The 18,424-nt window shown below is 47.8% G+C and carries 21 protein-coding genes; 15 read left to right on the top strand and 6 right to left on the bottom strand.

Going from position 1 to position 18,424, the window contains the following annotated elements:
- The first annotated feature begins 87 nt into the window (after positions 1 to 87).
- The 10 genes from ON05_RS32925 to ON05_RS32880 all read left to right on the top strand — a co-directional run bounded on the left by ON05_RS32925 (position 88) and on the right by ON05_RS32880 (position 6,921).
- On the top strand, positions 88 to 345 hold the full coding sequence (locus ON05_RS32925) for a hypothetical protein (RefSeq protein WP_010480329.1): 258 nt from the start codon (positions 88 to 90) through the stop codon (positions 343 to 345).
- A 180-nt stretch (positions 346 to 525) separates the two neighbouring features.
- Positions 526 to 780, top strand: coding sequence for a hypothetical protein (locus tag ON05_RS32920; RefSeq protein WP_010480327.1), 255 nt, complete (start codon positions 526 to 528; stop codon positions 778 to 780).
- 48 nt (positions 781 to 828) lie between these two features.
- Complete coding sequence (locus ON05_RS32915) at positions 829 to 1,044, top strand: hypothetical protein (RefSeq protein WP_029315703.1); 216 nt, start codon at positions 829 to 831, stop codon at positions 1,042 to 1,044.
- A 10-nt stretch (positions 1,045 to 1,054) separates the two neighbouring features.
- Positions 1,055 to 2,104: a phosphoadenosine phosphosulfate reductase family protein gene (locus ON05_RS32910; protein WP_010480325.1), complete on the top strand. Its 1,050-nt coding sequence runs from the start codon at positions 1,055 to 1,057 to the stop codon at positions 2,102 to 2,104.
- A 12-nt stretch (positions 2,105 to 2,116) separates the two neighbouring features.
- On the top strand, positions 2,117 to 2,278 hold the full coding sequence (locus tag ON05_RS32905; RefSeq protein WP_175307289.1) for a hypothetical protein: 162 nt from the start codon (positions 2,117 to 2,119) through the stop codon (positions 2,276 to 2,278).
- A gap of 2 nt (positions 2,279 to 2,280) precedes the next feature.
- The gene (gene dcm / locus ON05_RS32900; RefSeq protein ID WP_039781910.1) at positions 2,281 to 3,633 is read left to right on the top strand and encodes a DNA (cytosine-5-)-methyltransferase; all 1,353 of its coding nucleotides are present in this window, start codon (positions 2,281 to 2,283) and stop codon (positions 3,631 to 3,633) included.
- A 150-nt stretch (positions 3,634 to 3,783) separates the two neighbouring features.
- On the top strand, positions 3,784 to 4,911 hold the full coding sequence (locus ON05_RS32895; RefSeq protein WP_010480321.1) for a hypothetical protein: 1,128 nt from the start codon (positions 3,784 to 3,786) through the stop codon (positions 4,909 to 4,911).
- Positions 4,912 to 4,993: 82 nt separating this feature from the next.
- Positions 4,994 to 5,620 (top strand): MT-A70 family methyltransferase, encoded by a 627-nt coding sequence (locus tag ON05_RS32890; protein WP_010480319.1) that lies wholly within the window; start codon positions 4,994 to 4,996, stop codon positions 5,618 to 5,620.
- 40 nt (positions 5,621 to 5,660) lie between these two features.
- Complete coding sequence (locus ON05_RS32885; protein ID WP_010480317.1) at positions 5,661 to 6,536, top strand: DUF5131 family protein; 876 nt, start codon at positions 5,661 to 5,663, stop codon at positions 6,534 to 6,536.
- A 16-nt stretch (positions 6,537 to 6,552) separates the two neighbouring features.
- Positions 6,553 to 6,921: a hypothetical protein gene (locus ON05_RS32880; RefSeq protein WP_010480315.1), complete on the top strand. Its 369-nt coding sequence runs from the start codon at positions 6,553 to 6,555 to the stop codon at positions 6,919 to 6,921.
- 119 nt (positions 6,922 to 7,040) lie between these two features.
- Here the strand turns inward: ON05_RS32880 and ON05_RS32875 are convergent, their stop codons facing one another.
- Positions 7,041 to 7,526 carry an SRPBCC family protein gene (locus ON05_RS32875; RefSeq protein ID WP_010480314.1) on the bottom strand — a complete coding sequence of 162 codons (486 nt, stop codon included), beginning with the start codon at positions 7,524 to 7,526 and terminating at the stop codon, positions 7,041 to 7,043.
- A gap of 40 nt (positions 7,527 to 7,566) precedes the next feature.
- Positions 7,567 to 8,355 carry a PD-(D/E)XK nuclease family protein gene (locus tag ON05_RS32870; protein WP_010480313.1) on the bottom strand — a complete coding sequence of 263 codons (789 nt, stop codon included), beginning with the start codon at positions 8,353 to 8,355 and terminating at the stop codon, positions 7,567 to 7,569.
- 388 nt (positions 8,356 to 8,743) lie between these two features.
- Here ON05_RS32870 and ON05_RS32865 point away from each other — a divergent pair, with 388 nt between their 5' ends.
- The 5 genes from ON05_RS32865 to ON05_RS32845 all read left to right on the top strand — a co-directional run bounded on the left by ON05_RS32865 (position 8,744) and on the right by ON05_RS32845 (position 12,342).
- Positions 8,744 to 9,373 (top strand): Crp/Fnr family transcriptional regulator, encoded by a 630-nt coding sequence (locus ON05_RS32865; protein ID WP_010480043.1) that lies wholly within the window; start codon positions 8,744 to 8,746, stop codon positions 9,371 to 9,373.
- A gap of 312 nt (positions 9,374 to 9,685) precedes the next feature.
- On the top strand, positions 9,686 to 10,351 hold the full coding sequence (locus ON05_RS32860; RefSeq protein ID WP_010480042.1) for a hypothetical protein: 666 nt from the start codon (positions 9,686 to 9,688) through the stop codon (positions 10,349 to 10,351).
- Between the two features lie 176 nt (positions 10,352 to 10,527).
- The gene (locus ON05_RS32855) at positions 10,528 to 10,932 is read left to right on the top strand and encodes a hypothetical protein (protein WP_010480041.1); all 405 of its coding nucleotides are present in this window, start codon (positions 10,528 to 10,530) and stop codon (positions 10,930 to 10,932) included.
- Between the two features lie 81 nt (positions 10,933 to 11,013).
- On the top strand, positions 11,014 to 11,508 hold the full coding sequence (locus tag ON05_RS32850; protein WP_010480040.1) for a hypothetical protein: 495 nt from the start codon (positions 11,014 to 11,016) through the stop codon (positions 11,506 to 11,508).
- A gap of 339 nt (positions 11,509 to 11,847) precedes the next feature.
- Complete coding sequence (locus ON05_RS32845; RefSeq protein WP_010480039.1) at positions 11,848 to 12,342, top strand: hypothetical protein; 495 nt, start codon at positions 11,848 to 11,850, stop codon at positions 12,340 to 12,342.
- A gap of 94 nt (positions 12,343 to 12,436) precedes the next feature.
- On the opposite strand, the gene ON05_RS32840 is transcribed toward ON05_RS32845, so the two are convergent.
- The 4 genes from ON05_RS32840 to ON05_RS32825 form a co-directional block, all read right to left on the bottom strand.
- A complete protein-coding gene (locus tag ON05_RS32840) occupies positions 12,437 to 12,676 on the bottom strand; it encodes a hypothetical protein (RefSeq protein WP_010480038.1) in 240 nt (79 codons plus the stop codon).
- 445 nt (positions 12,677 to 13,121) lie between these two features.
- Entirely contained in the window at positions 13,122 to 14,024 is a 903-nt protein-coding gene (locus tag ON05_RS32835) for a hypothetical protein (RefSeq protein WP_010480037.1), read from the bottom strand.
- A 138-nt stretch (positions 14,025 to 14,162) separates the two neighbouring features.
- Complete coding sequence (locus ON05_RS32830; RefSeq protein WP_010480036.1) at positions 14,163 to 15,002, bottom strand: SWIM zinc finger family protein; 840 nt, start codon at positions 15,000 to 15,002, stop codon at positions 14,163 to 14,165.
- Positions 15,003 to 15,055: 53 nt separating this feature from the next.
- Entirely contained in the window at positions 15,056 to 18,265 is a 3,210-nt protein-coding gene (locus ON05_RS32825; RefSeq protein ID WP_010480035.1) for a DEAD/DEAH box helicase, read from the bottom strand.
- Between the last annotated feature and the right edge of the window lie 159 nt (positions 18,266 to 18,424).

The raw sequence follows: 18,424 nt of genomic DNA, 5'->3' as shown, positions 1-18,424 counted from the left end.
CAATCGAATAAAAAATGAGGCGATTCCAGCTAGTAAGAATCGCCTCAAGTTGAATCTTTGAGATTTTCTATCTAGGAGAAATCTACCATGTTTCAATATCAACCTGTGCGGCTCCAAGAGGTGCCGAGAATTCGTCGTTGCCATAGTTGTCATCAACTGAAGTTTGCGATCTCATCCCAAGTATTGATCCATAAATCCTCTGGTCGCCCCTATTGTCGTTGGCTCTGTGAAGACTGTGGGAAACCACGGGGAATTTATCCAACACCAGAATACCTGAAGAATCTACGAGAGATGGACGAAGGAGACGAAACGGAGGTGGGCCTGAAGGTCTTGGCCCAAGTTTGAGAACTCGAAATAAAGGGCAACCCACCGTTTGGGGAGTTGCCGGAGAAGAATACATCTATATTTTATCTGCCCAATGTCCGCCAGATTTGGGTGAGCCACCACAGCAAAATCGCGACCTCAACAGAAGGGTGGCAACTTCATCCTTTTGTTTGCTTATGAATAGAAATAGGAGACAGTCCCATGATCGAAGTTCTGGAATTACGGGAAGTGGGCTGTGATTGGATTGGTGGCTTGCAAGGCTGCTATGCCCTCGGTCATTTTGATCCAGCCACTTTTGCTCAGGCCGTCAATCCAGATTGCCCTGCTGAAGCTCATCAGGTTCGCCATGAATATTGGATGGAGTACTTCCTAGAACCAGACGGTGATTGCATCTGCTTTAGAAAATGCACTGCAGATATTGAAGGTGCATTTGCCGTCACCTATCTCGAACTTTAACGGTAGCCACAACCCAAATTAACCAATTGAATACTGGAGGAAAATCCCATGAGCGATTTAGTGTACTCGCCTCAGCATCATCTTGTGTACTTCCTCGGAACGCTCAGGAGACAGAATGGCACCCGTCTCAAGGTGTTCTCAACAGTCTCCAGACAGCACGTTCTGATGATTGCCAAGGACAAATCCGGGGAGTGGAGTAAGAACTTCACCACAGTCAAAATCACAGATTTACGCCCCGCTGTTCGACTCAAGTTGTGTTGTTAGGGGCAGGATCATGAGCGCCACCCAAATGGTCTTGCCCCTCCAGGTGCCCGGTGTTTCGACGCTCCCTGATCTGTCCACCTATGACTGCATCATCGTTGCCTTCTCTGGAGGCAAGGACTCTATCTGTTGTCTGCTCCGGTTGATGGAGCTGGGAGTGGACAGGAGCAAGATTGAGTTGCATCACCACCTTGTCGATGGTCTAAGCAATACTCCAGTCAACCCCCAAAGCTCTACTTTGTTTGACTGGCCTGTCACTGAGAACTACTGCCGCAAATTTGCCCAAGCCTTCGACCTTCCTCTGTATATGAGTTGGCTGGAGGGAGGGCTAGAACGCGAAATGTGTCGCAAGGACCAACCCAAGGCACCCACGCACTTTGAAACGCCTGATGGAGAGCAAGTTTCTGGAGGGCAAGGCAAGCCTGGAACTCGGTGCAAGTTTCCTGCCAAAACCGCTGACCTCAAAACCCGCTGGTGTTCTTCGTATCTGAAGATTGATGTTCTTAGCACCGCCATTGCCAACCAATCCCGGTTCAACCATTCCCGAACTCTGGTGGTCACAGGGGAACGGGCGCAGGAGAGTGCAGCTAGGGCCAAGTATCAGAGTTTTGAGCCTCACCGGACTGATCGGCGGGACAGCCATAAGCTCAGGCGTCATATTGACCACTGGCGTCCCGTCCATGCCTATACCACTGAGCAAATCTGGGGAACAATCCAGCGCTGGGGAGTGCAGGCCCATCCTGCCTACCATCTGGGCTGGGGGCGGTTGAGCTGCCAGTTCTGTATCTTTGGCTCACCCAACCAATGGGCTTCCAATCTAGCCATCTCACCAGAACGCACAGAGCGGCTGCACCAGTACGAGCAAGCGTTTCAGCATACCATCGACAACAAGCTTTCCATCCCAGAGATGGCGACCAAGGGCAAGGTCTATGAGGCCATCCACCAGCATCCTGACCAGCTCCAGCTAGCCCTGAGCCAAGACTATACAGCACCCATCCTCATTGACCCGAATGCCTGGACTCTGCCTGCGGGCGCATTTGGGGAGGACGCAGGCCCGACTTAAGGAGAAATAGCAATGAAATCAGAACACAGCTTTCTGCATCGGATTGTTCAAACTATCAAGCAAAGTCTTAGCCCAAAGCCTAAGCAGCAATGCCGTGCCTGTGGCGAGTGGTACAGACCCTCACATCTCGATAGCAAAGGGTTCTGTCGAGAATGCAATCGTTTGGGGGCTTAGTCATGAAGAAGAAATCCTATATCACCGTCACCGATCAATTTTGCGGCTGTGGCGGTTCGAGTAGTGGTGCTGCCCAAGCAGGCTGTGAAATCGTCATGGCAATCAATCATTGGGAGAAGGCAGTGGAAACCCACAACACCAATTTCCCTAATACGGCTCATGATTGCACAGACATCAGCGCTTGCGACCCTCGCCGCTATCCCAGTACCGATATTTTGATTACTAGCCCTGAATGCACAAACCATAGTTTAGCCAAAGGGAGAAAGCGCAAGAACCTGGGCCAGATGGACTTGTTCAACCCCCAAACCATTGACCCGGCTGAAGAAAGGTCAAGGGCTACTTTATGGGACATCGTCAGATTTTCAGAGGTTCATCAGTACAACTTTGTCGTTGTCGAGAACGTGGTCGAGGTGCGCCACTGGATACTGTTCGATAGCTGGCTCAATGCCATGCATACCTTGGGGTATGACCATGAGGCAGTCTTCTTCAACAGCATGTTTGCTGAAGCACCTCAAAGCAGAGACCGGGTGTACATCGTCTTCTGGAGGAGAAACAACCCCAAACCTAACCTCAGCTTTACCCCGCTGGCCCACTGCTCCCAATGCGGTGAAGTCGAGGCTATTCAGTCCTGGAAAAACCCATTTAAGAAGTGGGGGCGCTACGGCAAGCGCAATCAATATGTATACCGCTGTCCTAGTTGTGCCCAGGTGGTGGAGCCATACTATACCCCGGCACACACAGCTATCGACTGGAGCTATCCCAGTACCAAAGTAGGTGAACGCAAACGACCCTTGAAGCCAGCGACCCTAGAGCGCATCCGTAAAGGGCTGCAGAAGTTCAACAATCCTGTCCTGGTGGAAACGGCTTACGGCAATGACACGAGCAGTCGGGTTCGGAGTGTGGAGGGGATTCTTCCCACCCACACTGCCCGCCAAACAATGGCCTTGGCAACACCGTTTATTGTGCGGAACTACACCGGGGCACAGGCTGCTAGCATCCGTGATCCACTGCCCACAATCACCACAGTTGACCATAATTCTCTGGTTCAACCCTTTCTAACCAGCTATTACAGCGGCTCAGATCAGGTCTGTGGCATGGATGCTGCCATTCCCACTATTACTGCTGCGGATCGTCATGCCTTGGTGCAACCGGATCATTCTATTTCTGTTGAGGATTGCTATTTCCGCATGTTGCAGCCCCATGAAATCCAGGCAGCAATGGCCTTTGCTCAGGATTACAAAGTTCTGGGAAATAAGCGAGAGAGGGTCAAACAGCTTGGCAACGCTGTCACTCCACCAGTGATGCGGATGATTCTGACTCGTTGCCTGGAATCCCTGTCATCCCCCAATTTTTGAAACCACAAATATTTCAGTTTCTATCTGGATTCTGAAAACTCGGGAGGTAATCATGAATAGCTACACCCTTGTCTGGTGGCTGCTCTGGCAATCCATCTACTTTGGCATGTTTCTTTATTTCTTTCTGGGCGATGTTTTCAGGAGTCACTCATGATCCATGTACTTAATTGGGGTTTAGGAGTTGACTCAACCGCAATTTTGCTTTCCTGGATTTATAACCCCCGAACCCGCCCTTTTGCGAGTTTTGATGATCTGATATTGATAACCGCTCAGACAGGCAACGAACATCAATCCACCAAGAGTCTGGTCGAGACTCACCTCTTGCCCTTGCTCCGACAGCGCCAGATCCGCTTTGTCCAGGTCGCTAAGGCGGGCCACTCTAAAAAAGATGGCTACACCGTCCTCAGCGACACTCGAAATCCCCAAATCTGCCATATCGAAGGCGATTACACTCTCGGCCATTCCCTGAGAATTGCGGGCACCAGCCAACCCGTGAGTGGAGCGCATACCTGTGCCATGAAGTTCAAAGGTGTCGTCATCGATAGTTGGATAACGGATCATCTCTCTGGTGAGGCTATCGGTCCTTACCTGGGCTATGCCAAGGGAGAAGAGAAGCGCTCAGCCAAGTGCGTGGACTATCCTTGCATGGGGTCAGACTACCGATTTCCGCTCCAAGAGTGGGGCTGGGACAGGGAGACTTGCATTGACTATATCCGTGAGAAGACCGGGGCGGATTGGCTCAAGTCAGCTTGTGTGTTCTGCCCATTCTGCAGGCCTGAACAGGCGGGCCAGCGCTGGGAGTCTGAACCGGAGGCGGGCCAGTATGCCCTGACCTTGGAAGCTGCTGCGCTTGCTCTCAATCCCAGAATGAAGCTATATGCCAGTCGCTCTGCCTGGGAGGTTGCCCCCCAATTCGTCAGGGACATGGCCGTAAATCACCTGGACTCAATTGATTGGGCTGTTTACCGAGTCGAGCGCATTTATCAAGGCAAGCAGATCAGTAGGCGAGTCATGAGAGTGTCTGATCCGATGCCTCGTCGTGCTGCTGATACCCAAGTGAGTGTGATTGCCAAGCAACACGGCTGTGCTTGCGATACCTCAGACCCGACCTATACCAGGGCTTATGACTATCAAAGAAACCCCGATGAGTCCCTGGCCTGTGAAGGGTTCTGGGTTGCGGCCCCTGGCTTTATCCAGAACAAGGTGCATCGACCGAATTACTTTGAGCAGACCTGGCAAGAGGCAACCGGGAAGGTCAAGCAGCTCTCGCTGGTTTGAATGACTTGACCAGACAGAGAGCGGTCGTCTGTGAGTGCTGCCACTCTCCCCATGACAACCTTATTCATCATTGGAATCACCCATGAAAACCATGTACGCACCAACCGATAAGCGTGGGCAGCAGAAGCTTGCCATCACGCTCAACCTTATTCCGAATACCCCACTCCTCCCTGTGGGTGCATTCTCCCTGATAGCGGCTGATCCACCTTGGAGCTACCATCTCCGGGAATCCGACAAAACCCATCGGGGACGGTGCCCTTACCCAGCGATGACTGATGAAGAAATCATGGCAATGCCCGTGAGTTCGATTGCCGCTCCAGATTCATATTTGTTGTTGTGGACGACAAACAACCATCTGCCAGTGGCGTTCAGAGTTATGGAGGCATGGGGATTTGAGTACAAAGCCATACATACGTGGGTGAAGACGACATTAGACAGGTCCAAGATTAGATTCGGTGTAGGACATTACGGTCGAAATGCAACTGAACACGTTCTTATAGGCCGCAAAGGAAAGGCTAAAACCTTTATGGCACTGGGATTGACTAATATTCCCACCGCATTCCAGGCTCCCCTTGGTCAGCACTCTCAAAAGCCAGAAGAGTTCTACCAGATGGCGGATCGACTGGGGGATGCCTTGGGCGGTCAGCGTATCGAGTTGTTCTCTCGGTGCCCTCGTCCGGGTTGGGAGTGTTGGGGAGCGGAAGTATAGGGCTGAAGCAAGCCTGATAAAAACTTTTGGAGAAACAGACATGACCACTATCGAATGGACCGATCATACTATCAACTGTTTGGTGGGTTGTACAAAGGTTAGAGCCAAGGGAGCAAAAAGCAGCGGTTGTGAACATTGTTATGCGGCCAGAGCTTCTAAGTCAGGACGACTGCAACAATTTCCTCAGTATCACGGTGTTGTCGATGAGAAAGGGAACTGGACGGGTCAGGTGAACTTTGTCCCTGAGCAGTTGGAGAAGCTATTCAAGTTCCGCAAACCGACCCGAGTATTCATGCCCTCGATGTCTGACCCGTTTCATTCAGCGGTTAAAGACGAGTGGCTGGATCAGATCTTTGCTGCAATCGCGCTCAACCCCCAGGTTACCGTACAGATGCTAACCAAACGGCCAAAACGAATGCGGGATTATCTCAGGAGTGCCAAAAATAGAATTCGGATTGCCGCTGTTGATAAGGGCCGATCCGCCAATGTCAACCACAAGGTATTAGCCGACCTTGAATCATGTCAGTGGGATTGGCCCCTATCTAATCTTTGGTTAGGTGTATCAGTTGAGAACCAAAAGGCCGCAGACGAGCGAATTCCTTTGCTCGGGCAAACACCAGCCTCCATCCGGTTTTTGAGTTGTGAGCCGTTATTGGAAGCAGTAGACCTTAATCTGGCATCATCGTCTCCGATCTGGTGCATCACCGGGGGTGAGTCTGGCCCAGGCGCTCGGCCTTGTGATGTGGCTTGGATTCGCTTGATTCGAGACCAATGCAAGTCAGCCAATATCCCCGTGTTTATCAAGCAGCTTGGCAGTAATCCCGTGGGTGTTCCAAAGCTCCGTTCTGCGAAGGGTGGAGATGCTGAGGAATGGCCCAAGGATCTTCGAGTGCGGGAATTCCCAGAGTTTGGATAATGGAGGTGATTTGCGGATGAGGAGTGAGGAGATTGAAGGGTGGCGAGTAGGTCTGAAGCCTGAGACTCAAGTCGGCATGGAATCTCAGACTTTGGAAATATCTGGGCCAGGACACTTGAAGATCGAAATCCAACTCTTTAAGACTTCAGAAGTTATCATTGAGGGCTTTGTGAATCTGGAAATGGCCCCAACCAAGTTTTTTGAGTTGTCCTGTATGTTTTATGACTCAGTGAACAAATGCAACGTCAGTCTCGATTATTATTTCACCGGAGAACCAGAGGCGTATCTGATCGTGGGCTGCGCTCATTGGGTAGTACCGATAGCATTTGCACAGCAACTCGTCCATGTTTTCTTGCTGGGAGATGCTAGTCGTAGGTGTTTATAGGGTTTATTGGTTGCTCGATCAAGAGTCCCTGGCATATTTCCTAGCTCCCTCTAAATCACAACATTACAACTGCGACTGAAGGGCATCATCAAAGCTTGCATGATCTTTACTTCCAAAGCTTAGGAATCAGCCATCTCCTGACAAGTTACCTCTGTATCCATCCTTTGGCTTAAACCTTGGGCACCTTGTTTCATAGTTGCATTGTGATTCCACTCCATGAGTGGTTTAAGCAGCAATGCTAGTAGATTCATCCAGAGTTTGGTTGTCACTACAATCCAGTAATAATGGACGCGAGTCCCTTTAGGTATGGATTGAAGTTCCCAAATTCCTTTTCCCTCCACTTCTCCGCTTGCAATTCCCTCAATCAGTATTGGTGGTTCAATGCGAACTAAACGAGTTTTAAAGCTTAAAGCATAGGAGAGAGGAGTTTTCCAATGATATTCACGGATATTGCCAATCCCCTGTTCATCCCCTTTTTCCAATTCAATAACACTTTGGACAGCAGGCCACCATTGAGGCCAATCTTCAGAGTGAATCAGTTGCTCCCAAACGTCCTCAATAGGGGCATCAATGTCCCAAACTGTAATGAAATTGTAGTGTGCCATTTTTTTTTAGATTCTCATCTTTGGATGACTAAAGTGTTGATTACAATCCCAACACTAATTGAACCTGCCGCGCTTCCTTCGTCCCCTCTGGTAATGGCTCTGGCTTCTTGGACTTCGCGGGACAGTACTTCTGATAACCACAGTGGTTGCAGTGTTCACCAACTTCCGGTTTCCACTCATCATCTGCTCTGAGCTTTACCGCGATGTCCCCGATCAATTCCCGTACCTGCTGGTGATGCTCAGGCGTCACATCAAATGAAACTTTCTGACCTTGCCGTAGATAAATCAAACTCAGCGTTTCAAGTGCTTCTGGGTAGATCTGTTCCAGAATCAAAAAGTAAAGTCCTAGCTGTAGATCAATTCCATCAGACGGGCCAATCGTCTTGCTCGTCTTGTAGTCAATCAGTTCCAGGCCATTATCGGTATAGTCTAAGCGGTCATAACGACCTGTGATGGAAAACTCGATATTGTTCACCTGGAAGCTGGCCTTGATCTTGCCCTCGACGCCAAGTGGTTTACGAATCTGGGGTAGCGGGGCAACGTATTTCTCGTAATAGAGCTGCAAGGCCATCCACCCCTCATGAATCTGAGCAGGTTTCATCTCTCCAGTGTGGTGCTGCCAGCAAACGGTAAACCAATCGAGGGAAGGCAGGGGGTAATCGTAATTCCAGTCTTTGTAGATATCTGCGAGAGTTTTGTGAAGGGCAATCCCAAAGGCAGGCGAACCGAAGGCAGAGGGTGAAGAGAGTCCCCGCTCATATCTGAAGTTGTAGGCTTTGGGGCACTGCTGGTAGGTGATGAGTTTAGTGGCTGAGAGGGGATAAGCCATCTGGGGCACCTGGAAAGGCTAGCTTCATCATAGATCGAGCCTAATTCCGCTTCGACAATAACGTAATCAGAGTATCGATATTTTTGTCCCAGTCTTGGCCTGTAATGCATGACTGGGTGGTTGAAAATAAGTAAATCTCAATGAATTTAGTTGAAGATCATATTGATAATTTTCTCAACTGTGAATATGAAATGAAAACCTGACAACTTTACGACAGAATTGCTAGCATACGTAAAATATGAATTTCAGCGGATATAGTTTGACGTTGAATTGATATTTAGGATGACTCTGCAGGGATTAGTTGTAACTCTATTGAGAATGACTCTTAACTCAGGTTTAACCCCAACATTGAGATTTGAGTGTAAAGGCTACATCAGAGGACTCACCCATGCCACCAACCCAGATTTTACCTACTTTATCCCCCAACAATGGGTCGCAGTTACTCGAAGAGGTCTATCAGGGACGCCAAACCTACGAATTTAAGCGGGGTATCACGATTCCGTTGCATTCTCAAGAACTTTGGGTGGTTTGCCGGGGAATCCTTCAACTACGGACTTTCGATAGTGAGGGGAATGAGGCGATCCTGGGATTGGCTTATCCAGAGATGCCCTTTGGTTTGCCCTTCACCCAGATTGACCCTTATGAAGTGATTGCGTTATCTGATGTAGTGCTGATGCGGATCACTCAGATAGAACTGGAGCGATCGTCTGTACTGGCACAAGGAATTCTGTCTCAACTCAATCGGCGTTTACAGCAGGCAGAAGACTTGCTAGCCTTGGTTCATCTCCATCCTGTGAGCGCTCGCTGTCGGGAGTTGCTGTTGTTGCTTAGCAAAGAAATAGGGGAGCAGACCCCAGAAGGTATTCGAATTAAGGTTCGATTAACTCATCAACAAATTGCAGATCTGGCGGGGGTCACTCGTGTGACGGCCACTCGCGTTCTTGGTGAACTGCGAAAGGAAGGATGGCTATCTATCGACAGAACTCGTCATTTAGTTGTCCACAGCTCTAGGTTTTAGAATTCTCACCACCTGCACACTAATCATTAGCTCTGCCTAGTATCCTCCCTCCACCGATCAGAAACTCTAATCCCCCAATCCTTGTAGCACCAAGCTATCCACGCTACCCTAGTGGCTAGGCAGTGGGGCATTCCCACCCAAAGTTTTTCTCAAAATTACCTCACCACGGCTCCACATCGAGCCTGATTTCTCCCGAGGGTATATTCTCACGCGAGGCCCAAAGACCGCCTTTGCATTTTCTCAATATCCACATGGCCGACTCGGTTGCACATGCCAGTCGTTCCACTATTCATTATTCAAAGGACAACACTCATGAAATTGATAACTTCTGTCAAAATCCAACAAGCCGACCACACCGAAGTCATCGACACTGCCGCTACCCAAGTGGGCCTAGCTGCAAACAAAGCCTTCCTGTTCGTTATCCGAAAGGAAATCCAAGGATGGAAAAACTTCACTGCCCTCTGCTCCTGGGGCCTATCCAAAGTGAGCCAGAAGCATGGCCCCATCTTTGAGGAGGTCAAGGAACGAACTGTGGCGGTCTACCGCAAAGGCTGTCAGCAAGAGACAGTATTCGTCCAAGCGCTCATCAAGTCCCAGCTCACGGATCGGATTGATGCCCATTGGAAGCTTCACGATAAGGCTATCGATTGGTTCAAGGTCCAGACCCAGGCATTCCTGGCCGACAGCCCGGTCGAGGATAATTCTGAGGTCGAGGCTGAGGAGCAGGCTCCTGAAATTACTGAAGACCTGGAGGAGATTGAACCCGTGGCTGAGGATGAGCCAATCATCACAGAGGATGAATCCACTGTCCAAGTCCTTGATCCACCTGTTGATCCTGACCCACTGGATGATGAGTTGGCCGTTCCTCAAGACCCGGCTCCTGTTGTGGCTAGTGGCGGTGGGAAGCGTCGGACTGCTAAGAAGAAAGTCGAATCATCGCTCTCTAGCATGATGAGGAGGGAAGCCGCTAAATCTTAGGCAAGCAACTGGCGACCTGGCCTCTGGGGGAACCTGGGGGCTGGGTGGTTTTGATAAGCTGGCAGTAGCTTAAGGTTGGGTGGTGATTGAGCTAAATCGAACTAGAAAGTAGCGTCCTTATGGGTATCAAAGGGTATCCGTAAGGGCTGTTAGATGATTCTGCGTGAGGTGAGACTATGATCAGCATCCCGTCCTTAACTCAGACTCAATTGGCGCTTCTGAGAACAGCCAAGAAGTATCCTGGGATGACCGTGCGGCTTTGTTATGAAACCCCGATCACCGATCTCAGAAAGCCACCCTTCAAAAATCCACCTTTCATCCAAAAACTGGTTGATTTCGGCTTGATTGAAGTTGAATTTAAGCAAGTTCTCAACGGTCCCTCACTTTTTCAGAAAGATAGCTGGCATGAATACTGCGCAGATTTAGAGCTACCCTCAATTCGGGCTTGGGAATTATGGCGCGAAGCATTTATTGCAACCCTACACGAGTCTACCCATGTCCTTGTGCCTGGGGAAAATTTTGAAGATTTTACCAATGTCTGGATACAAGAAATCAGCTTTCATGCGACTCAACCTCAATAGCAAGAAGCAAGTGGCCTGTTCTTGTTAATCTAGTTTGCATCTGGTTGCTTAATCTCAAGAAGACTCATCAGAAGAACCATTATGGCTAGAAAATCTAAAGGTTTTAGTGAATTACTCCATCAAAAACAAGATGTTGAACAAACAACCGCTCAATCCTTCAAGCGGTTGCATAAAAAGGTCAAGGAAGCAACTGGCAAAGACCTTATTGAGGACATAGCCATTAATCCGAAGGACGTTGCCAAAATGTCCGATATTTTAAATGAATTTATTGATCCCTACAAAGGAACAGCTTATGGTTTGGAAGAAGTGGAATGCTTGCTGAGTCTTGCTGTTGTTGCCTGGAATATCGCCTTATTACCCAAAGAGGACCGCCAAGAAGCTATAGAAAGCATGTTGTCAGAAGTCGCCTCTGGGATGAACCGAAAAAGTGGAGCGGCTTTGCAAACCTTAGTCCATGAGTTGATAGAGCGCAAAGACTGTTATTTCTCAGACTGTCAGCGCTATATTGCTAATTTTGACTTGCAACCCCAAGGGGATAGCTATTTTCTTTCCGTTGCTTCTTCTCTCGAAGAATAGACTTTATATTATCTACTCAATCCTTGTGAATTGGATGGGTCTATTGCTATGGGTGCTTTGATGGGGAGGTGGAAATCGTACCGATCCGTTGGTTTGCATCTCTTTAGCAATCTGCCTATCCTTATGGTGTCTTTATTTTGAGCTTTTATGCTTTAACACCCTCTAGCAGTGAGAATAGAGTCAACAGGTTCATGCAGAGCATAAGCCATGTACGGTCATCGTTTTGTGTTGCTAGTCGTGATAGGTGGCTTCTTCCTGATTGCCAGCCTTCATCTCTGGCGACAGTAATGTTCCAATGCGACTTAATTCCTATCTCATAAACTATTCGTGAAAACTCTTATGGCTAGAAAATCAAAAGGTTTTAGTGAATTAATCCATCAAGAGCAGGATTATGGACAAGCAGCCGACAAATCTTACAAGCGGCTGCGAAAAAAGGTCAAGAAAACAGTTGGCAAAGATTTTTCTGAGAACATGGTTATGAATCCGCAGGGCGTTGCCAAAATGTCAGAGATTTTGCAGGCGTTTGTTGAACCTTACAAAGAAACAGCCCATGATTTTGCAGAAGTGGAAAGCTTGCTAGGTCTTGCTGTACTAGCTTGGAATATCGCCTTAATACCTAAAAAGAATCGGCAAGAAACAATGGACAGCATGTTACCTCAACTAACCTCTGAAATGGACCAAACCATTAAAGCGGAAATGCAAAGTCTAATCCACGAGTTAATTGAGAGGAAAGACCGTTATTTCTCAGATTGCAAGCGTTTTATTACTAGTTTTGACTTACAGCCTCAAAAGGGTAGCTATTTTCTTTCAGTTGCAGCAACTCTTGAAGAATAGATTTCGAGTGATATTCGCAACTATGACAGATTTAAGGGGGTTGTAGCTATTGGTACTGTGATGGAGAAGTTAAACCGTTACTACCCATGTTGATTCAGAAGGGTATATGCATTTGCTCTCCAGTCCATTCCTGAATCTCAGAATCTTTGAGTCTGAGTTGAAGAATGCATAATTGTCGTTGGATATCCAATAATTTCTGGGTCAGACTAACTTGCCCAATAGAACGGGAGTGTTGTTCAGCTCGTTTAGCAGCAGCTTTGGTCTGTTCTGTTAGATTCTTTAGACTCCATATATGTTGCCCTAATTCGTTATGTTCGTGAATGGTATCAGCCACTTGGAACCTCCGATTGCCTGCGTTGGTGAGGTTGAGTCTTTTGATAGCCAGATAGTTCCCAAGTAATCAGTTGGTTGGGACATGCGATCGCACATGTTAACTTTCAATGTATGTGAAGTGGGCCTGCCTGTCTGGGAGAACTGCTTGTTGCTGCGACGAGTCGAATTAAACAAGAATGGGTGGCTTTTCTGCAATCATTCCCATGTGCCACGCCGTGAGGCATCAAAGGATTAGTCACGCGATAATCGATAATATACCGCCAGAAGAAATAATACCGTAAATACTAGAGTCAATGCGCCTAAATCTATTGACTGATCGGGGTTTAGCTCGTTGATCTTGCAGCTTTCAGGAGTGACTTTCAGGCAGTCTCGATCACAAGAATGATGGCATCCACGTGATTGAGGCAATGACTCTTGGCTGAACCCTGCTATCTAGTATTCTCTCATCAGGTCTTCTTTTGAGATTTCTTGGCCTGGTCTGGTTTGGATTCCTTGGATTGAGCCTGTGATTTTCCTTCAAAGATATAACTCATGGGTACATTAGGAGATTTAACCCATAGATTTTTCTGGGTGCCCTGATACATAGTGTTGTGCATTCGTTTGCGCTCCACTTTGAGTGTATCGCCACTCAGTTCACCATATAGCTTCAAAATCAAATCATCCATGTGAACCAAATTTCCAGATTGCTCTTTCATGATCTGTGTAATTGCATCAATTTTGCTCATCTGGTCATAGGGTTTGTTCATCTTCGGAGAACTGGATGAAGAACGGCCTGCTTGTTTTTGAGTTTTCTTGGCCTTGTTCTGAGAAGCTGTTTTCTTAGGGGTTGAGGATTTTTTTGAGGAAGCTTTTTGAGCGGCTTTTGGGGAAGTAGCTTCAACTTTAGGCTCTACCTTTTGTGTCGATTTTGGTGCAGAGGCTGATTTTTTGGATGTTGGAGACTTTCTCTTCCCAGATGAGGGTGACACTTTCTGAGCAGCCTTCTTTTGGGGCGCTTCAGCTTCAACTTCCGGTTTTACTGTGCCCTTTGACTTTGCAGTTGAAGCTGGCTTTTTAGAAGTTGTAGGCTTTTTCTTTGAAGCAGCTTTTTGAGTAGTTTTCTTAGACTTGGCTTTAGGTTCTACTGTGTTGGTAACTATTGAGTCTGGCGCTTCTGATTCTATTGAGTCTGCTTCACCTTGAAGGATTGAAAGGATATCAGAACCTAACAATGGGTCTTCAATCAACGTATCCAGAGACGCGATTTTGGTCTTGAGTTGACTTGCTTGAGCTTCAAGCTCAGCGATTGTCTCTTGGTAGTGAGTCTTTAACTCAAGGAGTACTTTGGAGTATTTGTTGTCAGCGGCCATAGTTTGTTGCAGATATCAGTGAATGTATTAGCAGTTTTGGGAGATTTCCCAGAATACGATTCACTTGATCTAATCACTAATGGGGCTAGATTGGGGATTTCGAGACGATTTTGACATGGCAGTAATCCAAAATTGATGTCAAAGTACTGAAGCACTCTTGTCTCGAACGCGATCATAGAATTCTTCCATTATCTCGATAAAAGACTGATTTTTTGGCCAGAAAGCGGGAAAATCTCCCTGCGTTTTCACTAAAATCCCAGATACCCCTGTTGCTGGAGGTGCATTAATGGTTTGGGGCAGTCGCTTTTCTCCTTGCCAAAAGTCTTTGAGGTGATTCAAGTCAGGAGCTGTTGTGGTCATGGGCTGAGTGTAATAAGTCTCATCTGGCTGAAATGGTGTTTGTTGAGCCGTTAGTTCGGCTGACAACGCTTGTCCAAGGGGAGACTTTGCCAATTCCTTTTGCAAATCATCCCGAGAGAGTCCTCGCAGTTCAAAGAGTAAAAACGGGTCTTGGTCTAATTCGGCGGCTAAGAGGTAATAGACCCCAGCGATATGTTTACAGGGATTACTCCAGTCTGGACAGGTGCAGTGAGCGGTGAAATTTGAGTTGCGGTGAGGGAGTAAATTTAGATCTAGTTTGGTGAAGGCATCTTCGATGTTATCGGGCATCTCATTGAGCATCAGTCGTGAAATCAGACTGGCTTTGGAGGCGATAAAAGCGATCGCAGCCGCCCAATTTGCTTTACTAATGGGGTGAAATTCAATAGTGGTCTGATATAAAGGCTCTTTGTAAACCCCAAAATAAGGATTCACCGAACCTCTAACTTCAGCCTGAACCAACCCACCTTTGATAGTAAAGCTCTTAACCTTATTTCCTCTGGCATAGGACCGCCCTCGTCCTAACCGACCTGCATCAGTAATTTGCTCAATGGCTTGAAGAAAGCGCTGTCCCCACCAGGTTCGACTAAATTCTGCCATTGATAACTCCTTTGTTGTTCAGATGCTTGTCAGTTTCAGTTTTAATATTCTTGTTATTCCAAGATGGCATTCTTGCTTAAAGTGATCAGCTTTTTGAATGATTCATTATCCAGTTCCGTCAGCCAAGACTCATCTGAACCGACGATTGCCCCTGCGAGTTTCTTCTTGTCCTCAATCATCTCGTCAATGCGCTCTTCCAAGGTGCCAATCGCGACGAATTTGTGGACAAACACATTTTTTTGCTGTCCAATGCGAAAGGCTCGGTCTGTGGCTTGGTCTTCCACTGCGGGATTCCACCAGCGATCAAAGTGGAAGACATGATTGGCTTTCGTGAGGGTAATACCTACCCCACCTGCTTTGAGAGACAGAATAAAGACAGAGGGGCCAGTGTCAGGATCTTGAAACTCGGTAATCATCCGTTCTCGTTTATCGCGGTTGGTACCGCCATGAATATAGAAAGTGTTGTAATGATGGACTTGGCGCAGATATTTTTCCAGAGCATCACCGAGTTCTGTGAACTGAGTAAATACCAGCAGACTTTCTCCTTCCTCCATGACTTCCGCGATCATCTCTGTTAAGCGGCTAAGTTTATGGGAGCGTTCAGGGAGGAAGTCACTTTCATCTTGAAGGAACTGGCGGGGATGATTGCAAATTTGTTTGAGTTTGAGTAGGGTCGAGAGAATGATGCCCTTGCGCTGGATGCCCTCCATCTCATCAATATCACTTGAGATATCCTTGACGACGGCTTCATAGAGAGAGGCTTGCTCTTTGGTGAGGTTGCAGTATAGCTTTTGCTCCACCTTATCCGGTAGATCTTTGATGATGGATTTATCGGTTTTGACTCGCCGCAGAATAAACGGCTCCACTAACCGCTTCAGGGTGGCTGACTGCATGCGGTCATTATCTTTTTGAATCGGCAGTTCAAAGCTTTTGCGAAATTGAGCTTGCTTTCCTAAATACCCTGGATTAAGGAAGTTGAAGATGGACCATAAATCTAATAATCGGTTCTCTACAGGCGTTCCGGTTAAAGCCAGTCGATGGGTGGCGGAGAGCTTGAGAATAGCCTTGGTTTGAGCTGCTTTGGGGTTTTTGATATTTTGGGCTTCGTCTAATACAATCCGATGCCAAGGAACTGCATCAAATAACTTACTATCTTTGCGGGCCAGGGAAAAAGAGGTGATGACCACATCGTTTTGCTCCACCATCAATTCAAAGTCTTTAACAGTCTTAGCCCGCTCGCTACCATGGTGAACAATGGACCTCAAATGGGGAGCAAACTTCTGAATTTCTTTGCGCCAATTGCCCACGACGGACGTGGGGGCAATCAATAGTGTTGGGGGAATGGGCTCACCATTAGCAGACTGCTCGCGTTCTTGAGCTAAGCGGGCAATCACCTGGACCGTTTTGCCTAGGCCCATATCATCGGCGAGACAACCATTCAGACCTAGCTGCTCCAGGTAGTGCAGCCAGGAGACCCCTCGCTTTTGATATTCCCTAAGCGTCCCTTGCAGGGTTTGGGGGTCTGAGATTGCATCTAATTGACTCTTATCCTGCAACTGCTTCAGCATTTGGGCTAGGGTTTTATCGCGGTTGAAATCCACTTCAACATCTTCCCCACCTGCCGCTGTCATGCGCATAAAATCCAAGAGTGTCATGTCTGGATTCTCGGCCTGTTGAGTTTTCCAGAACGTCAACATCTCCTGCATTTTGTCCTGATCCAAATGCATCCACTGGCCCCGAAATTGGACGAGGGGTGATTTGGCTTGAACCAACTCCAGCCATTCCGCCTCCGAAATCTTCTGGTCACCAATAGCTAGCTCGTACTTATACTGCACTAACCGCTCTTGAGAGAAGTAGCTCTTGGATTTGTCGTTGGCACTGGATGAAGACTTCCCCTTAGCCCGCAGCTTGATTTTTGCCCGCTGACGCCCTTTGGGTGTCCACCAGGCGGGGACCATGACTTTATAGCCTGCATTCTCCAAAACCCAGGCTGATTCTTGTAAAAAGTCCAAGGCCGCACCGATATCTAGCGGAATGCCTATTGGTTGGTCGGTTTCTAACCCTTGCCAAAGCTGAGGATAAATCCGGGCCGCATACCCTAAGTTTAGTAGTAGATGCTGTTCAAAGCTCTCACCCAACTGCTTTTGCCATTCCTGATGTTGTTTAGGTTTGAGCCGCCAATACTCCCCAAGAGAAATTTGCAGGGACGGATCTGGTTTGGGGGCAACGAGGAATTGCAATTGCCAAGGGTCTTCGGAGGTGGGGGGATCTTGGAGTTGGAAGCAGAGGTAAAAGGGAATCGAGGTTTGGGTGTGGCGAATGCGATCTCGCCACACGCGCCATTGCTGATAAAGCTCTTCATTGGTATTTTGAGCATAATGCAGCCCCTTGTGTGCACGTAGACAATCTTCTAGCAAGGTGCTAGCGATTTTTTTCGTATAGCTAGTGGGTAGGTAGGCTGTCGTCATAATTTCAGTGAGCAAATACTCTGAAAAATGTCGCAGGAGCGTTTTGCGATCATAAACAGTGGGGACTTCAGGATTTTCTGCAAATCCACAGACACAAGCTAGGGGCATATAGTCCACAAATCGGTCTAGCTCAGCCTCATAGGATTCACTGACAATTTCCCACGCAGGGTAAATCTCAAAATTGGGCTGGGTTTGAGTTTTTTTAGACTTGGCCTTACTCCTTTGGGATGGGCGTTTACCAGCCAATACCTCGCGATAGCGCAGGGCTGGAATATACTGGTCTTTCAGCAGCACGGGCTTGAGGGTTTGGGTGTAGTGGTACCAAAACAGTAAGTCTGCCCCCAACTGCATCTGAGTAAGGTTATGCAGGGCAATGAAGTGCAGCTCATTGAGCAGCTTAATAATATCGGTTACGGGTTGATGCTCGTACTGCCCTGTTTTGACCCAGGTCTTGACCTCAAAGCAATCTACCTGCCAATACTGCCACTCAAAAGTCTCAGGTGTTGATTGCTCTAGGTAACGAGCCAATTCTAGGGAAGGCAATGGGGCTTGATCTGCGCTGGGAAGTAAGAAATAACGAGGAGAAATCAACTGCTCTAGCGGACGCCCTGGTTTCACGCCTAACTCATTGTCCAGAAAGGCTTCTAATTCATCCCTTCCTAACTGGCAGGGATGAACAGTCCGAGATGATGTGTGCTTGTGACTGGGTTCAGTGGTTTCCACCCAAAGATAGAAAGCCCCTTTTTGGATAAAAGCTGTTTCATCAGGAATCCAGGTTCCGTGGAGAATCTTCATGACTGAACTCAGGTGTTGGCTACCAAGCATCATCCCATCACTGAGGGATAATCAAACTGTATCAGGCTTGGTTAGTGGGATTGAATCCTAACGTTCAAGTCTTCTGGGTTATACACAATTTTTGGTGTAAGTTTTTGCGAACATAAGATATGGGTCGAG

The organism is Acaryochloris sp. CCMEE 5410 (assembly GCF_000238775.2).
In the GTDB taxonomy this organism is placed as follows: domain Bacteria; phylum Cyanobacteriota; class Cyanobacteriia; order Thermosynechococcales; family Thermosynechococcaceae; genus Acaryochloris.
The sequence above is the reverse complement of the archived record's forward strand: the minus strand, read 5'-3'. Positions and strand labels throughout refer to the sequence as shown.

Coding starts and splice junctions, on each gene's coding strand:
- ON05_RS32925 (WP_010480329.1), top strand. CDS start 88: ATGTTTCAATATCAACCTGTGCGGCTCCAAGAGGTGCCGAGAATTCGT.
- ON05_RS32920 (WP_010480327.1), top strand. CDS start 526: ATGATCGAAGTTCTGGAATTACGGGAAGTGGGCTGTGATTGGATTGGT.
- ON05_RS32915 (WP_029315703.1), top strand. CDS start 829: ATGAGCGATTTAGTGTACTCGCCTCAGCATCATCTTGTGTACTTCCTC.
- ON05_RS32910 (WP_010480325.1), top strand. CDS start 1,055: ATGAGCGCCACCCAAATGGTCTTGCCCCTCCAGGTGCCCGGTGTTTCG.
- ON05_RS32905 (WP_175307289.1), top strand. CDS start 2,117: ATGAAATCAGAACACAGCTTTCTGCATCGGATTGTTCAAACTATCAAG.
- dcm (WP_039781910.1), top strand. CDS start 2,281: ATGAAGAAGAAATCCTATATCACCGTCACCGATCAATTTTGCGGCTGT.
- ON05_RS32895 (WP_010480321.1), top strand. CDS start 3,784: ATGATCCATGTACTTAATTGGGGTTTAGGAGTTGACTCAACCGCAATT.
- ON05_RS32890 (WP_010480319.1), top strand. CDS start 4,994: ATGAAAACCATGTACGCACCAACCGATAAGCGTGGGCAGCAGAAGCTT.
- ON05_RS32885 (WP_010480317.1), top strand. CDS start 5,661: ATGACCACTATCGAATGGACCGATCATACTATCAACTGTTTGGTGGGT.
- ON05_RS32880 (WP_010480315.1), top strand. CDS start 6,553: ATGAGGAGTGAGGAGATTGAAGGGTGGCGAGTAGGTCTGAAGCCTGAG.
- ON05_RS32875 (WP_010480314.1), bottom strand. CDS start 7,526: ATGGCACACTACAATTTCATTACAGTTTGGGACATTGATGCCCCTATT.
- ON05_RS32870 (WP_010480313.1), bottom strand. CDS start 8,355: ATGGCTTATCCCCTCTCAGCCACTAAACTCATCACCTACCAGCAGTGC.
- ON05_RS32865 (WP_010480043.1), top strand. CDS start 8,744: ATGCCACCAACCCAGATTTTACCTACTTTATCCCCCAACAATGGGTCG.
- ON05_RS32860 (WP_010480042.1), top strand. CDS start 9,686: ATGAAATTGATAACTTCTGTCAAAATCCAACAAGCCGACCACACCGAA.
- ON05_RS32855 (WP_010480041.1), top strand. CDS start 10,528: ATGATCAGCATCCCGTCCTTAACTCAGACTCAATTGGCGCTTCTGAGA.
- ON05_RS32850 (WP_010480040.1), top strand. CDS start 11,014: ATGGCTAGAAAATCTAAAGGTTTTAGTGAATTACTCCATCAAAAACAA.
- ON05_RS32845 (WP_010480039.1), top strand. CDS start 11,848: ATGGCTAGAAAATCAAAAGGTTTTAGTGAATTAATCCATCAAGAGCAG.
- ON05_RS32835 (WP_010480037.1), bottom strand. CDS start 14,024: ATGGCCGCTGACAACAAATACTCCAAAGTACTCCTTGAGTTAAAGACT.
- ON05_RS32830 (WP_010480036.1), bottom strand. CDS start 15,002: ATGGCAGAATTTAGTCGAACCTGGTGGGGACAGCGCTTTCTTCAAGCC.
- ON05_RS32825 (WP_010480035.1), bottom strand. CDS start 18,265: ATGAAGATTCTCCACGGAACCTGGATTCCTGATGAAACAGCTTTTATC.